Genomic DNA, 13,331 nt, shown 5'->3' on the forward strand with positions numbered 1-13,331 from the left:
GGGGCTTCGGCGCGGAGGGGTGCCGTGCGGTGACGGGCCCGGACGGGCGAGGTCTCCCGCCGTCGCGCCTCGCGCGGGCCCCCTCCCGCCTCACCCGGCCGTCGTCACTCCCCCTCCGCCACCCGGCGTACGAAGGACACCGCGAGCCCCATCGGCTCCTCATGCCAACTCTTCTTCTCCGCCCCCGGGTTGAAGAAGCCGTGCGGCGCCCCCTCGTACGTGACGAGTTCGCACCCGTTGCCCGACGCCCGCATCGCGTCCCGGAAGCGCCGGGCGTCCCCGATGAGGACGATCGTGTCGGCCGTGCCGTGGAAGACGATCGCGGGCGGCGCCCCCGGGCGTACCAGATGGAGGGGGCACACGGCCTCGGCGCGGGCCGCGTCCAGACCGGCCGTCTCCCGCAGCAGCTCTCCCGCCGGGCCGGCCGCGCAGAGATCCACGACGGGGTTGAACAGCAGAAGGCCTGCGATCCGGAGACCGCCGTCCAGGGCTTCCCTCAGGGCGAGTTGGCCGCCCGCCGAGCCACCGCCCACGAACAGCGGTACTCCGGGCGCGAGTCGCCTTACGTGCTCCACGGCGGCGCGGGCGTCGGCCGCGCACCCCTCGATGCCGGTGGAGTCCCGGCCGATCAGCCCGTAGCCCGCGCTCGCCGCGAGGACTCCCGCCGAGGCGAGGCGACGGCACTGGGGCACGAGCTGCTCGGGGAAGCCCGCACGCCAGCCACCTCCGTGGAAGAGGACCACGGCGGCGGACGGCACGCCGACGGGCCGATGCAGCAGCAGCGCCCGATCCCCCCGGCCAGGGCTCTCGTAGGCGGCGCTCTCCTCGACGTACTCCACGGCGTGCTTCCCTGCGTACTCCACGACGCTCTCCTCGGACGGGTGGCTCACGGGTATTCCTCTCGACTGACGTCACCGCGTCTCACCGGTTCATCTCCACCCGTCGCAGCTCCAGTTCGCTCCGCATGCGTTCGGCGTCCCGCCCGTACGTGCGGTGCAGGAGGGACAGGAAGAGGCCGTTGACCAGCATGAGCAGGACGAGGGCCACGAGGAAGACCGGGCGCAGGCCGATCCTGTCTCCGAGGAACCCGGCGCCGAGGCCGAAGACCGCCCACGCGGCTGCCTCGAAGTAGGACACGTAGATCGTGAAGGCGGCGGACCTCAGCCCCGGCGGCACCACGGCCATCACCATCGGCCGGTTGATCCCCGGGTTGAGGCCCTGCGCCAGCCCCATGAACCCGAAGAACAGCGCGTACAAGCCGATCCCGCCGTACGAGAACTGCGTGCCGAAGAAGGCGAAGACGGCGAAGAGGATCTGCGCGATCTGGAGCAGCGCGGGCAGTCCGTGGGCGGGGCTGCGGCGGGTGGCGCGGTCGCCGAGGAAGCCGCCGAGGAGGTTGCCCGTGAAGATGCCGACGCCGCCGGGCAGCAGCACCAGGGACGCGGTCTGCGTGGTGAAGCCGTACACGTCCACCAGGTAGACCACGCCGAACGACAGGACCAGCAGGTGTCCCGAGAGGAGCCGGGAGACCAGCAGCACCCGGAACGTCGGGATCTTCAGGAGGGCCATGGCCTTCCCCCAGGTCAGCCGGGACGCGGCTTCCCGTTCGGCCCGGTCGAGCCCGGCCAGTTCGGGCTCGGATGCGCCGCGCCCCGGGTCGCGCAGACCCCGCCACAGGACGAGCCCGTAACCGATGCCGAGGACGCCGAGCACCCACAGGCCCCAGCGCCAGCCGTCCTCCACGCCCGCGAGCTGCCCCTTGAGGACGGCGACCAGGGACGAGGCCAGCGCGATCACCCCGTAGAACAGTCCGACCGCCCGTCCCCGGCTGCGGGTGTCGAAGAGGTCGCTGATGATTTCGGTGACGATCGGGGTCGCGCCGACGAATCCGGCGGAGAGGATCGTCGAGAAGATCAGAAGCTGGGCGAAGTTCTGGGAGAAGCCGAGGGCGATGCTCCAGACGCCCCACAGTCCGGCGCAGATCACGAGGACGCCCTTGCGCGACCAGCGCGTGGCCGCCCACACCCACAGCGGGGTGGTGACCACGCCGACGAGCTTGCCCGCCGCCGTCAGGACGCCGAGCGCGCCGAGCGAGAGGCCGAGGGCCTGCTTGATCACCGGGAAGAGCCCGGAGATGATCCCGGCCTCGGTGTTGTCCACGAGCTGGGACCCGCCGAGGAGGGAGAGCTGCCGCCAGCGCCCCTCGACCTTCGGAGGGTGGGCTGTGGGGGTGGTCGCGGGACCGTCGATAAGCTCGGACATCGCGCCGTCCTTTCATCGCGTCGTTTCTTCGCGGGAGCCGTGCGGGAAGGGCAGGTGTGCGGGCCGGTGACGGGGCGGCCACCCTGTCACCGGCCGAACTGCGTGCCGGGGTGAGGCCGGAATGAGGCCGGGATGCGGCCGAACACTGTGCTGGGACCGGGGCCGGGGTGCGGCTGGGTAGCCCGGAGGGGGCCGGGTGCGGCCTGAGTGAAGAGGGGAAGGAAGACGGAGGGGTCCGGGGAGGACCGGCGAGGACCGGGAAGTCCTGGGGAGTCCTGGGGAGGGGAACGGGAAGGGGTTCCCTTCGAGGTTCGAAGAGATCCGAAGGAGGCCAGGTCAGGTCAGGGGTACGCCTGACGGAGACCGGAAGGATCCAAGAGGGTTCAAGAGGGTCCTAGAAGGCCCAGGAGGGTCCGGGCGAAGCCCGGGAGATCCCAGGTGGGGGCCTGGCGGGACCCCCGAAGCGGACGACGCTCATGACACCGACGGCAACGCCGACAGCGGCGACACCGGCAGCACCGGGACCGGGGCCAACACCGACACCGACACCGGCGAGGTCAAGTCGGCTGGAGGCACGGCGGGTTGCGCCGTACGGCCCCAACCAGCCTCAGACCGTGGCGAGTTCGTCCGCGATCGAGCGGAGCGCGGTCGCCGGGACCTGGCCGCCCGAGATGCCGGCGACGTCGATGAGGGACATTCCGGCGAGGAACTGGAGGAGTTCGGTGGCGAGGAGCGCGGGCAGGTGCTTGCGCAGGATCTCCCCGGCGACCGGGTCGGCGATCAGGGTGCGGACGGGTGTCCGCAGGGACAGGCGGCCGGTCGGGTAGTCCTCCGGGCGCGGCAGCGGCTCGGCGAAGGACTCGGCGCGTTCGCGCTGGGCGCGGACGAGGAGGTGTTCCTCGGTGACGGGTCCGGTCTCGGGAAGGCCGAGGCGGGCGTACTGGCTCGGCGGGGCCTCGGAGGCGCGGAGGGTGTCGACGAGGAGGGTCGCCATGCGCAGTTCGGCGGCGTCGTCGACGAGCGGGGACAGCTGGTGGGGGTCGTTCTCCAGATCGAAGAGGAGGGTGCCCTGGTGGTAGGGGTTGAGGAGGGGGCGGGCGGGGGTGCGGAGGGTCTGGATGCCCTTGGTGAAGCCGAAGGGTCCGGCGAGTTCGGCGTGGGCGAGTTCGGCGGGTGAGAAGCGGCCGCGCATATGGGTGGGCATGAGGGTGTGCTCGTACAACGGAGAGTTGTCGGTGGTGAGGGGCGCGCGCATATAGACGTACCGGCCGTCGGTGACGTTGACGTGTCCGCCGTGGGCGCCGAAGAGTCCGGCTTCGCGGACGGGGGTGTCGTCGGCGACGGGCAGCGGAGAGCCCTGCATGTCGGCGGGGCGGGCGACGCCGAAGTGGTCGAGGAGGGTGGGGGCGATGTCGATGGTCTGGACGAGGGATGCGCGCCGTTCGCCTGCGGTCCCGGGGTGGCGGGGGTCCCAGACGAAGAGGGGGAGGTGGACGAGTTCGTTGAACCAGGGCTGGACCGCCTTGGCCCACCAGCCCTTCTCGCCGAGGAGGAAGCCGTGGTCGGTGTTGACGATGAGGAGGGTGTCGTCCCAGAGCCCGTGCTCGTCCATGGCGTCGAGGACCCGGCCGAGGGAGCGGTCGCACATGGAGAGCAGGGCGGCGTACTCGAAGCGGGCGTGGGCCACCTGGTCGTCGGTCTCGGTGACGCGGGTGTAGTCGGGCCAGTCGAAGTGCGGCCCTTCGTAGTCGTGCGGGTAGAGGTCCTTGTACCGCTGGTGGGTGAAGAAGGGCTCGTGCGGGTCGAAGGTCTCTATCTGGAGGAACCAGCGGTCGGAGTCCTTGTTGGTACGGATGAAGTCGAGGCCCGCGTCGAAGGTGAGGGTCTGCGGGTGCCGGTCCTCGGTGGCCATGTACTGGCGGTTGATCCAGTCCTGCCGGTAGCTCTCGTGGCGCATGCGGCGGAGGGACTCGGGGGTCTCGGGGTCGGCGACGTGCCCCTTCCAGGGATCACCCTCCTGGCCCCGGGAGAACTCCCAGGTGTTGTAGCGGCCGTGGTAGGTGGCGCCGCCGTCCTCCCAGTAGTGCGGGTGGTCGCTGGACAGGTGGGTGTAGACGCCGTTCTGCTTGAGCAGCTCGGGGGTGGAGTCGTCGAAGGGTTCGAGGGGACCCCAGCTGCGGTGCAGGAAGTTGTAGCGGCCGGTGTGCAGTTCGCGGCGGGCCGGCATGCAGGGCATGGAACCGGCGTAGGCGTTGTCGAAGGTGACGGCCCGCTCGGCGAGCCGGGCGAAGTTGGGGGCGTGGGTCCAGTCGGCGCCGTAGGGCGGCAGCATGTGCCGGTTGAGGCTGTCGAACATGACCATGATGGCCTTCATACGGGATTACCCTTCCCTGCTCGGACGGTCTTCCAGGCGGTGCAGCATCTGCTCAAGCCAGGCGATCCACTCGTCGAGTCCATCGGCTCCTCGCTGGTGGAGCTCGTCGAAGACCTCTTGCGCGAAGGCGGTGTCCATCTCGGGGATCGGGTCCTCGAAGACGAGCGTGCGGTCGCGGTGGCGGTTGCGGGCGATGTGGTCGCGGCGGAAGGCGATCTCGGTCCGGATGAGCCGGGCGGCCGCCTCCGGGTCGAGCGGAGCGGCGAAGGCGAACCGGGCGAGGAAGTCCGGGTCGTGGTAGCGGCTGGTCGGCTGGTACGGCGACCGCACCCAGACGAGCAGGGCGTCCCGCCCGTCGGGCGTGATCCGGTACACCTTGGCGTCGGGCCGCCCGTCGCGCGGGTCGACCTCGTACTCGGCCCAGCCGTTCCCTTCCAGACGGGCCAGGAGCCGGTAGATCTGACTGTGGTGCGCCCGGGAGCGCAGGAACTGCCCCTCGGTCTCCAGCCACCGCCCGAGATCGAACCCACTCCGGGGACGCCCGGCGAGCAGCGCGAGGAGCACGTACTCGAACTTGACCATGACGAGCCGCCTTGCCTATGTGCACTTTCACCTATGTCATCAGTGTTATAGGTCGGGCGCGGGGCGGAGTCAATGGTTCCGGGGGTGGGGGGTTTGGGCGGAGAGGGGGGAGAACGGCCGCGCGCTGCTACGGTCGGGCGCCATGAGCTGGCTTCCCGACGACTTCGTCCACCCCGTCCTGGTACCGCTGCCGGGCGGTGGTCATCATCTGCGGCCGGTCCGGGAGACGGACGCCCCGCTCGACTATCCGGCCGTGATGGGTTCGCGCGAACGGCTGTGGTCCCTCTTCGGCCCGGCCTGGGGCTGGCCTGCGGACACCATGACCTACGAGGCCGACCAGGCCGACCTTCTGCGGCACGAGAAGGAGATCGCCGCGCACCAGTCCTTCAACTACGCGCTGTTCGACGCGGCGGAAACGGTTCTGCTCGGCTGCGTCTACATCGACCCGCCGGAGAGGGCCGGCGCGGACGGCGAGATCGCCTGGTGGGTGGTGGACGAACTGGTGGGTACCGAGGTCGAGCAGGCCTTCGACACGCTGGTGCCGCAGTGGATCGCCGCCGACTGGCCGTTCGAGCAGCCGCGCTTCCTCGGCCGTGAGATCTCCTGGCCGGACTGGCTTGCCCTGCCCCGGCATCCCGACAGGTAGGCGGTGGTCACCCGCACTGGTCTCGAAGGCGTGGAGGCGGAGCCTTCCGGCAGTGCGGGTGATCCCCGGAGGCCGTGGTGCCGGTGGCCGTGGTGCCGGTGGCACGCTTGTTCTGCGGGGCGACGAGACCGGCGCCCTGCATCGGCCGCAGCCACCCGGTACGGAAAGGCTCAGACCCCCCGCGCCCCCGCGAACGCGGTGAACTCCGACCACGCCCCCCGCGCCGCCGTCAGCTCGCCCTTCGCGTGGTCCTTCGTGTCCCGGATGCGGATGGTCGCGAGGTTGACGGCGACCTCCACGCAGGCGTCGTTGGTGTTGCCGCTGTACGAGCTCTTGTGCCAGTGGGGAACTGTCTCAGTCATCGTGTTCCTTCGCGATCGAACGCATCAGTTCCAGGGACGCCCGGACACCCAACGCACCCTGCTGGAGCAGATCATAGACACGCTGAAACCGCATGACCTCTGACGGTTCCTCCGTGTACTTGCCCGTCTCGTACCCCTCCGTATACGCCCCACGCTGGCCTTTCGGAAGCGTCAGGAGAGACACGGAACCGGCTACCGGCGCTCCCTTCATGGGAAGTACCTGGATGTTCACGTTGGGCCGCTCGCACATGGCCACCAAGTGCTCGATCTGCTCTCTCATCACCTGGCCACCGCCCATGTCCCGACGCAGACACGCCTCGTCGAGCACGGTCACCATCCAGGGCGGATCAGGCTGGTCCAGCACCGCTTGGCGTTCCAGTCGCCGCCGTACGTATTCGCCTATCTGGGTCGCGTCGCCCGCGAGACCCGCTTCCATCGCCGCGCGTGCGTAACCGGCCGTCTGCAACAGACCCGGCACCACGATGGAGAACTCGTGAATGGCCGTCGCGTCGAGCTGCCGTCGCATGTACGTCTGCGCGTAGTCCCGCACGTTCTGCACCGTCAGGATCTTGACCAGATCCGTCAACGTGCCGGACGGGAGGCTCAGTACGATCTCCAGCTTCTCCGCCAAGCGGCGGTCCGGCGGGTCCTCCCCCCGCTCGATCTCCGAGATCCGCGACTTGCTGCTGAACGTCTTCGTCGCCACGAGTGTCTGGGTCCACTCGCGGCCCAGCGCCAGGCGCGCCTCGCGCACCTTGTTTCCGAGGTACTGCTCGATGCTGTCCCCGGGGTCCAGCTCCTTTGCCCCTGGCATATGCCCCGTTCCTCACCTGCTGCTGGGAACACAACTACTGGTGAGCGTAGGTCCGTCCCCGTCATCGTGAAGTCGATCCGGAGCAGATCCATCAGAAGGAGTTCTCCATGCGTCCGCCCCTCCACACACCCCCCGTCCGCCCCGTCTCCGAGCCCGAAGCCGCGCGGGTCTTCCGGGAACTCAAGGCGGCCATGGACCGCGCCGGGCTGCCCACCAGCGGGCTCTACCGGGATGTGATCCGCTCCCGTGGCGGGGACGTGCACCGGTACGGGCTCGGGGTCGTCGGGGTCGCCGGGGCCAAGCGGCTCACCGTGATCCTGGCGTCCGACCCGGCGCGGACCGGCCGATGAGGTACCGCGTCGGGGACATCGTCACGGACGGGCAGCGGGCGCTGACCGGGCAGGTCAGGGACGTTCACGGGAATCTGCTCAGCCTGGTCCGGCCCAGCGGGTACCTGTGGGAGGCGCCCGTCGACCAGTGCTGGGCGGCGAGCCCCGAGGAGCGCGAGGCGCTGACCCCGCGCGGAGCCCTCCGCATCATCAGTACGACGCCCGACCGGCCCTCGTACTGATACCGGCACCGGAACCGGCGTGCGTACCGGTACCCATACCCGTGCTCGTACCGTCAGGTCGGCTGGACCTCGTCGAAGACCGCGAGGGCTTGGGCCGGGTCCGGGCCGACCAGACGGTTCAAGCCGTCGAGGGTGGTCTGCGCCCGTCGGGCGGCCCTCGCCCACATCCGTTCCTCGAAGGCGGGGGCTCGACCCAACGGGAGGGGAATGGGGGGGGCGGTCAGGCCTCGATGGGGTGCCAGACCGAGCGGCCGGCCTCGTCGCGGACCGTGCCGAAGGGGTGGGGGAAGTGGATGCCGAAGCCGATCGTGTCGGGTTCGGCGAGTTCGCCGACGAGGTCGCGGCGGAGGGCGGTGGCCTGCCGGTGGTCGTGGTCGATGACGTTCTCCCACAGCGGGTGGGTGATCTGGAGCGGGGTGTGGAAGGCGTCGCCGAAGGCGATCACCCGCTTCCCGCCCGCGTGGATGACATAGGCGGCGTGCCCGTGGCTGTGGCCCGGGGAGAACCTGACCCGGACGCCGGGGAAGATCTCCTCGCCGTCGGCCACCGTGCGCACCTGCGGCTCCATGGGCTTGACCAGGTCGCCCAGCGTGACCCGCTCGGCCAGGCCCGGGATCTCGTGGTCGTGACGGCCCCGCCACTCGGATTCGGTGAGCACGACGGACGCCTCGGTGAAGGGGGGCCGGTCGCCGCCGGGGGCGGGGTGCCAGGCCCACCCGGAATGGTCGGGGTGCAGATGGGTGAGGGCGACGACCTCGATGTCCTCGGGGCTGCGGCCGAGCGCGGCGAGGTTGTCCAGCATCGTGCCGCCGGTGATGACGCCCACGTGCGGCAGCGTCACCTCCGTGGGGCCCATTCCGGCGTCGATCAGCATCGCGCGCCCGTCGCGTTCCACGAGCAGCGCCCCGAGCCCGGCCACCAGGTGCCCGTCGTCGTCGAGGTACGCGGCGTGCTCCGCCCAGTACGCCTCGGTGGCCGCCGCGAGCAGGACTCGGGCGGTGAGGTTGGCCTGACCATCGGGTACGTAGGTGAGCCTGGTGTCGCCAAGGGTGAGGGTCCGGATGCCGGAGGGGGTCCGGAACCGCTCGTCCAGGGGTGATGCCGTGTCTGTCACGGGTGTGATCTCCATGCGCGGTGCTCAGCGCCTAGTGCCTAGTGCCTGCTGTACTTACATGCTTAGTACTTACACCTTGAAAGGTTATTTACATAACTATCATGGGTTTAAGGGCGTTGATAATCTGGAGGCATGACGACATCGGGCGCGGAGACTCCAGGCCAGTGGTGGGAGCTGGCCGCGCTGGTGCACGGGCTGGACATCCACAACAACGCGCTTCTGCGGGAGCGGGCGACCAAGGTGGGGCTCACGGTCATGCAGGCTTCGACGCTGCGTGCGCTGACCGGCCCGATGACGCTGAGTGAACTGGCCGGGCTGATGAGCTGCGAGCCGTCGAACGTCATCGTCGTGATCGACAAGCTGGAGAAGCAGGGCCTGATCGAGCGCCGCCCCCACCCCACCGACCGCCGGGCCAAGCAGCTGCACCTCACCCCCGAGGGCACCGAACGCCGAGCCAAGCTGCTGGAGACCCTGAACGAGAAGCCCTTCTCGACGGGCCTGACCGAGCAGGAGCAGGACGCACTCCGCAGCCTGCTGCGTCAGGCCATCGCCGCCGCCGGATCCGCCGAGGCGTAGGGGCGCGGGGGCACCGGAGCCACCGTCCACGGCGGGGAGGATCAGCGACGGCGATGGCCAACCGCCTTTCCATAAGGCGTCGTTGCTCACGTTCCTCCCGCACCCGCCCCGACGGCAGGCGCAGAAGGGCAGGGCTTGAGGCGCGGGGATAGAATCGACCCAGGAGAACACCACCCTTCCGGGGTCCGTGACTCTCCCGCCCCCGACGGGCTGGGGCGGTCCTACCGCTCCGCGTCGGCATTCCTCCCGGACCGGCCCGGACATCCGGTCCGCGAGACCTCGCCGGACGGGCCGGAGCGGCTCCGATGCCCAACTCGCCGCCGTACGTACGCACATCGGCCGCGCGGGACCCACCGCGTACGGAGAACATCCGAGTCCACACGCTCCGAAGAGGTCTCGCCATGACCAACCCGCAGCAAACGGAACCCTCCCCAGCCGTACGCCTCATCTTCGAATACGAGGGCGATACCGTACGCCTCGTCTCGCAGCAATCGGTCGACACCGTCGTCAGCGACGTCGACACCGGAGAAAGCGGCATCGAAACCGACCTCAGGGCGCGCCCCGGCGACTACGTCGTGGAGACGCGGGACGGCCACGGGAACCGCCTCGCCCGCGTTCCCGCACGGGGTGCCTTCCAGGAAAGCGCCGAGGTCTTTCCCGAGGACCATACGGAGCCGATCGTCCGGATGAACGTGCCCATGCGCGGCGCCTTCACCGTGCTCGTTCCCGCGCCGCTCGATGCCGCCGAGGTCGCCGTGGTCCGCGTCGAACCTCCGGAATTCGAGGCATTGCCCGAGGAGACCGCCGGTCCGCCCGCAGGAGCGAGACGCGATCTCGACCTCGCCACCTTCCGGCTTGAGCGATAAGCACCAGGGGACCGCGATGACCACCTCCGACGGCTCTGTCCAAGGCCATACACAGATACACGGAACAGCGCCGCGCAACCGGGCTTTCACCCTCGTGCTGCTCGGCGACGGATTCACCACCACACAGCAGACCGCTTTCAACACCGCCTGCACCGACTTCGTCAGCGCACTGACGAGCACCCCGCCGTTCGACCGGAGCGGGCGGTCGGTCAACATCTGGCGGGTCAACGTCACGTCCACCGACTCGGGCGCGGACGACCCGGCCAGCGCCGGCGGCACGGGGGCGACGGCGCGCACCTACTTCGACTCGACGTTCGGCGCCAACGGCATCAGACGACTCCTCGTCTGCGACAACACGACGGTCCTCCAGACCGCAGCCGCGCAGGTCCCGGAGTTCACCGCCGCGATCGTCGTCGTGAATTCCACGGTCTACGGGGGGAGCGGCGGCTCGGTCGGCACGTACTCCCTCGCGAGCGGGGCGACCGAGATCGCCATTCACGAACTCGGCCACACCGCTTACGGATTCGCCGACGAGTACCCGTACTACGCGGGCGGCAACGAGACCGGGCACGACCACCACCCTGCGGGCGAACCGGGCGAGCCGAACGTCACGCTGAACTCCAACAGGGCGACCCTGAAGTGGGGTTGGGCGGTCGATCCGGCCACCGCCCTGCCGACCATGTCCAACCCGAACTGTGCGACGGTGGACGCCCGGCCGAGCACGGCTCCCGACGGAACGGTCGGCTGTTTCGAAGGCGCCCACTACTACCACTGCGGGGCCTTCCGTCCCGAATACGACTGCAAGATGCGGGAGTTGGGAGTTCCCTTCTGCCATGTGTGCCGCCAGGTGATCCGGGCCCGGACGAAGGTCACCAGGAACATCTGCGCGCTGACTCCGTCGAGGAACGCCGTGTACCGGTACGACGGTTCGGGCACGGCATGGACGAAGATCGGTGGCCCGGCAGGGCAGTTGTACGCGGGCGGCTGGGGTCTCGTCGCCACGAATCCCAGTTCCGGCGACCTCTACCGCTTCCTCGGCACGCCCGAAAGCTGGCAGCTCATCGGCAGCGCGGGCGCCGAGTTCGCCGTCACCAACGACACCGTCTACGGACTGACTCCCTCGCGGAACGCCGTCTACCGCTACGACGGCACGGGAACCTCCTGGACGAGGATCGGCGGCGCTGCTGGACATGTGTACGCGGGTGCCTGGGGGCTCGTCGCCACGAATCCCAGTTCCGGCGACCTCTACCGCTTCCTCGGCACACCCGACAACTGGCAGCACATCGGCAGCGCGGGCGCGGAATTCGCCGTCACCAACGACACCGTCTACGGACTGACTCCCTCGCGGAACGCCGTCTACCGCTACGACGGCACCGGAACCTCCTGGACGAAGATCGGCGGACCGGCAGGACACCTCTACGCCGGGGACTGGGGGTACGGGCTCCTCGCCACGAATCCCAGCTCAGGCGATCTGTACGCCTACCTCGGCAAGCCCGACAGCTGGCGCCTCACCGGAAGCGCCGGCGCGTCGTTCGCCGTCGCCACCGACACGGTCTACGGGCTGACCCCGTCGCGTAACGCCGTCTACCGCTTCGACGGCTTCGGAACCGCCTGGACCAGAATCGGCGACGCCGCGTACTCCTTCGCCGCGGGTGACATCTAGCCTGGTCAGGCTGGTTTACGGCAGGGCCTCCGAGGGGGAGCCTGACGGCGTTTCGAAACGCTCAGCTCTCTTCGTACGCGTGCGCGGAAAGCGTCAACTCCGCTCCCACTCCGCAACACCGGGGGAACCGTCTACCAACTCCCCCTCATCCTCCCTCACTTCACCCATCCGAGCGTATTTCACCCACTTCACCCGGGTGGCCAGGTTTAAAGCCGGTAGCGTCAAGAAAAACGGCCCTCGGGGTGACTGCAATCACCGATCCGAGGGCCTCAACCACTAGTGGAAAGCCGCCGTCCACCGTGATCTGCCGCCACTTTATCGCGCCCTCGCGCGGCTTCTCACAGTTCTCCAACGAACTGATCCGGCACCCCCGGCTCACCTCCGACGCCACCCGACTGCTGACCTGGCAGCTCTCGCTGACCGGCGACGCCGAAGAAACCCTCTCCCGTACGGCTGAACGGGCCGGGATCAAGGCGACCGCCTTCACCCGCGCCAAGCGACAGCTCATCGCGGAGGGGTATGTCCACGTGCGGCGCGTCCAGGGACCCGACGGCCACTGGAACACCCAACACCTCGTCTCCAGCGTCCCGTTGCGCCCTGCGGAGGCCGCCGCGATCCTCGGCAAGGCACCCACCGCCCCCACCAGCACTTCTTCCGGATCGCCGCAGGTCGCACCGAGTACCCCGAATCCGACGGTCGGTGAGCCGACCCCCCGGCTCACCGACGGCTATCCAAAACACCCCCGAAGGGAAACACCTTCCAACCTTCCGCCGCACTCGGCGGAGGGGGCAGAGGCTGGGGCTGGGGCGGGCGAGGCCCGCCTGCCGGTGGCGGGAAGGACGGGCGACGGCCCGCCGGGGGCGGGGGCGAGGGCCCAGGTGCGGGCAGAGGGGTGGGCCCAGATGGGAGCCCGGGTGGGGGCCGAGGGGGGAGCCGAGGCGGGGGCGCAGGTGAGGGCCGAGGCGGGGGCCCAGGCAGGGGCCCAGCCGGGGACCGAGGCGGGGGCCGAGGGGGGAGCCCAGGCAGGGGCCCAGCCGGGGACCGAGGCGGGAGCCCAGGCGTGGGCCCAGGCAGGGGCCGAAGCGGGCGGTGGCGTACCGGCTACGTCCACCGGCGCCGCCCTCACCCTCATCCGGTCCCTCCCCGACCTCTCGCCCCTCCTCCGGAACATCCCGCCCGGCATGCGCGACGAGCTGACCCGACTCGCCGCCGCCTGGCTCGACGCCGGACACACCCCCGCCGACATCCGCGCCCACGTCCTGCGCGGACTGCCCTCCAACGGCACCCCCGTCCACCGGCCCGGCGGACTCGTCCGGTACCTGCTCCGCGAGGTCGCGCCCCGGGAGCTGCCTTCGCCGCCGGTCGCCGCGCCGAAGGCGGGGAAGACCCTCTCCACCCGCCTGAAGGGCACCCGGGAGTGCGCCAACGAGGCGGCACACGCCCACCCGATGCTGTTCCGGCCCGCAGGCGACGAGACGCTGTGCCCCAAGTGCGCGGAGGC

At 70.0% G+C, this 13,331-nt stretch carries 14 protein-coding genes; 6 read left to right on the plus strand and 8 right to left on the minus strand.

Translation table 11 applies throughout. The features are described from left to right. Window positions 1-104 precede the first annotated feature (104 nt). The 4 genes from BU197_RS29185 to BU197_RS29200 all read right to left on the minus strand — a co-directional run bounded on the left by BU197_RS29185 (window position 105) and on the right by BU197_RS29200 (window position 5,218). Window positions 105-890: an alpha/beta hydrolase gene (locus BU197_RS29185; RefSeq protein WP_188271336.1), complete on the minus strand. Its 786-nt coding sequence runs from the start codon at window positions 888-890 to the stop codon at window positions 105-107. 31 nt (window positions 891-921) lie between these two features. Then, the gene (locus tag BU197_RS29190) at window positions 922-2,262 is read right to left on the minus strand and encodes an MFS transporter (RefSeq protein ID WP_188271337.1); all 1,341 of its coding nucleotides are present in this window, start codon (window positions 2,260-2,262) and stop codon (window positions 922-924) included. Window positions 2,263-2,869: 607 nt separating this feature from the next. Further along, window positions 2,870-4,636, minus strand: a complete 1,767-nt coding sequence (locus BU197_RS29195) for a sulfatase (RefSeq protein ID WP_188271338.1) — start codon at window positions 4,634-4,636, stop codon at window positions 2,870-2,872. A 6-nt stretch (window positions 4,637-4,642) separates the two neighbouring features. Then, on the minus strand, window positions 4,643-5,218 hold the full coding sequence (locus BU197_RS29200; protein WP_188271339.1) for a PadR family transcriptional regulator: 576 nt from the start codon (window positions 5,216-5,218) through the stop codon (window positions 4,643-4,645). 142 nt (window positions 5,219-5,360) lie between these two features. Between BU197_RS29200 and BU197_RS29205 the strand changes: the two genes are divergently transcribed. Beyond that, complete coding sequence (locus BU197_RS29205; RefSeq protein WP_188271340.1) at window positions 5,361-5,864, plus strand: GNAT family N-acetyltransferase; 504 nt, start codon at window positions 5,361-5,363, stop codon at window positions 5,862-5,864. A gap of 170 nt (window positions 5,865-6,034) precedes the next feature. On the opposite strand, the gene BU197_RS29210 is transcribed toward BU197_RS29205, so the two are convergent. Together BU197_RS29210 and BU197_RS29215 are read right to left on the minus strand one after the other, a co-directional pair. Next, window positions 6,035-6,226: a DUF397 domain-containing protein gene (locus BU197_RS29210; protein WP_188271341.1), complete on the minus strand. Its 192-nt coding sequence runs from the start codon at window positions 6,224-6,226 to the stop codon at window positions 6,035-6,037. After that, window positions 6,219-7,040, minus strand: coding sequence for a helix-turn-helix domain-containing protein (locus tag BU197_RS29215; RefSeq protein ID WP_188271342.1), 822 nt, complete (start codon window positions 7,038-7,040; stop codon window positions 6,219-6,221). The genes BU197_RS29210 and BU197_RS29215 overlap by 8 nt, the downstream gene beginning before the upstream one ends. A gap of 107 nt (window positions 7,041-7,147) precedes the next feature. On the opposite strand from BU197_RS29215, the gene BU197_RS29220 reads away from it, so the two are divergent. Together BU197_RS29220 and BU197_RS29225 are read left to right on the plus strand one after the other, a co-directional pair. Then, the gene (locus tag BU197_RS29220; protein WP_188271343.1) at window positions 7,148-7,390 is read left to right on the plus strand and encodes a hypothetical protein; all 243 of its coding nucleotides are present in this window, start codon (window positions 7,148-7,150) and stop codon (window positions 7,388-7,390) included. Then, a complete protein-coding gene (locus tag BU197_RS29225; RefSeq protein ID WP_188271344.1) occupies window positions 7,387-7,611 on the plus strand; it encodes a hypothetical protein in 225 nt (74 codons plus the stop codon). Before BU197_RS29220 ends, BU197_RS29225 begins: the two co-directional genes overlap by 4 nt. A gap of 53 nt (window positions 7,612-7,664) precedes the next feature. Here BU197_RS29225 and BU197_RS29230 read toward each other — a convergent pair whose 3' ends face one another. Next, a complete protein-coding gene (locus BU197_RS29230; protein ID WP_411158552.1) occupies window positions 7,665-7,808 on the minus strand; it encodes a hypothetical protein in 144 nt (47 codons plus the stop codon). Between the two features lie 23 nt (window positions 7,809-7,831). Beyond that, complete coding sequence (locus tag BU197_RS29235) at window positions 7,832-8,725, minus strand: MBL fold metallo-hydrolase (protein WP_317452245.1); 894 nt, start codon at window positions 8,723-8,725, stop codon at window positions 7,832-7,834. A gap of 132 nt (window positions 8,726-8,857) precedes the next feature. On the opposite strand from BU197_RS29235, the gene BU197_RS29240 reads away from it, so the two are divergent. The 3 genes from BU197_RS29240 to BU197_RS30870 all read left to right on the plus strand — a co-directional run bounded on the left by BU197_RS29240 (window position 8,858) and on the right by BU197_RS30870 (window position 11,830). Beyond that, on the plus strand, window positions 8,858-9,301 hold the full coding sequence (locus tag BU197_RS29240) for a MarR family winged helix-turn-helix transcriptional regulator (protein WP_188271346.1): 444 nt from the start codon (window positions 8,858-8,860) through the stop codon (window positions 9,299-9,301). 401 nt (window positions 9,302-9,702) lie between these two features. Beyond that, window positions 9,703-10,167: a hypothetical protein gene (locus BU197_RS29245; RefSeq protein ID WP_188271347.1), complete on the plus strand. Its 465-nt coding sequence runs from the start codon at window positions 9,703-9,705 to the stop codon at window positions 10,165-10,167. Window positions 10,168-10,183: 16 nt separating this feature from the next. After that, window positions 10,184-11,830 (plus strand): M64 family metallopeptidase, encoded by a 1,647-nt coding sequence (locus BU197_RS30870; RefSeq protein WP_223183578.1) that lies wholly within the window; start codon window positions 10,184-10,186, stop codon window positions 11,828-11,830. The last annotated feature ends 1,501 nt before the right edge of the window (window positions 11,831-13,331 follow it).

Origin of the sequence: Streptomyces sp. CBMA291 (assembly GCF_014596525.1) — a bacterium.
GTDB lineage: Bacteria > Actinomycetota > Actinomycetes > Streptomycetales > Streptomycetaceae > Streptomyces.

Bases quoted from the DNA above. Each gene is read 5' to 3' on its own strand.
- BU197_RS29190 (WP_188271337.1), bottom strand. From the start codon at position 2,262: ATGTCCGAGCTTATCGACGGTCCCGCGACCACCCCCACAGCCCACCCT.
- BU197_RS29195 (WP_188271338.1), bottom strand. From the start codon at position 4,636: ATGAAGGCCATCATGGTCATGTTCGACAGCCTCAACCGGCACATGCTG.
- BU197_RS29200 (WP_188271339.1), bottom strand. From the start codon at position 5,218: ATGGTCAAGTTCGAGTACGTGCTCCTCGCGCTGCTCGCCGGGCGTCCC.
- BU197_RS29205 (WP_188271340.1), top strand. From the start codon at position 5,361: ATGAGCTGGCTTCCCGACGACTTCGTCCACCCCGTCCTGGTACCGCTG.
- BU197_RS29210 (WP_188271341.1), bottom strand. From the start codon at position 6,226: ATGACTGAGACAGTTCCCCACTGGCACAAGAGCTCGTACAGCGGCAAC.
- BU197_RS29215 (WP_188271342.1), bottom strand. From the start codon at position 7,040: ATGCCAGGGGCAAAGGAGCTGGACCCCGGGGACAGCATCGAGCAGTAC.
- BU197_RS29220 (WP_188271343.1), top strand. From the start codon at position 7,148: ATGCGTCCGCCCCTCCACACACCCCCCGTCCGCCCCGTCTCCGAGCCC.
- BU197_RS29225 (WP_188271344.1), top strand. From the start codon at position 7,387: ATGAGGTACCGCGTCGGGGACATCGTCACGGACGGGCAGCGGGCGCTG.
- BU197_RS29240 (WP_188271346.1), top strand. From the start codon at position 8,858: ATGACGACATCGGGCGCGGAGACTCCAGGCCAGTGGTGGGAGCTGGCC.
- BU197_RS29245 (WP_188271347.1), top strand. From the start codon at position 9,703: ATGACCAACCCGCAGCAAACGGAACCCTCCCCAGCCGTACGCCTCATC.
- BU197_RS30870 (WP_223183578.1), top strand. From the start codon at position 10,184: ATGACCACCTCCGACGGCTCTGTCCAAGGCCATACACAGATACACGGA.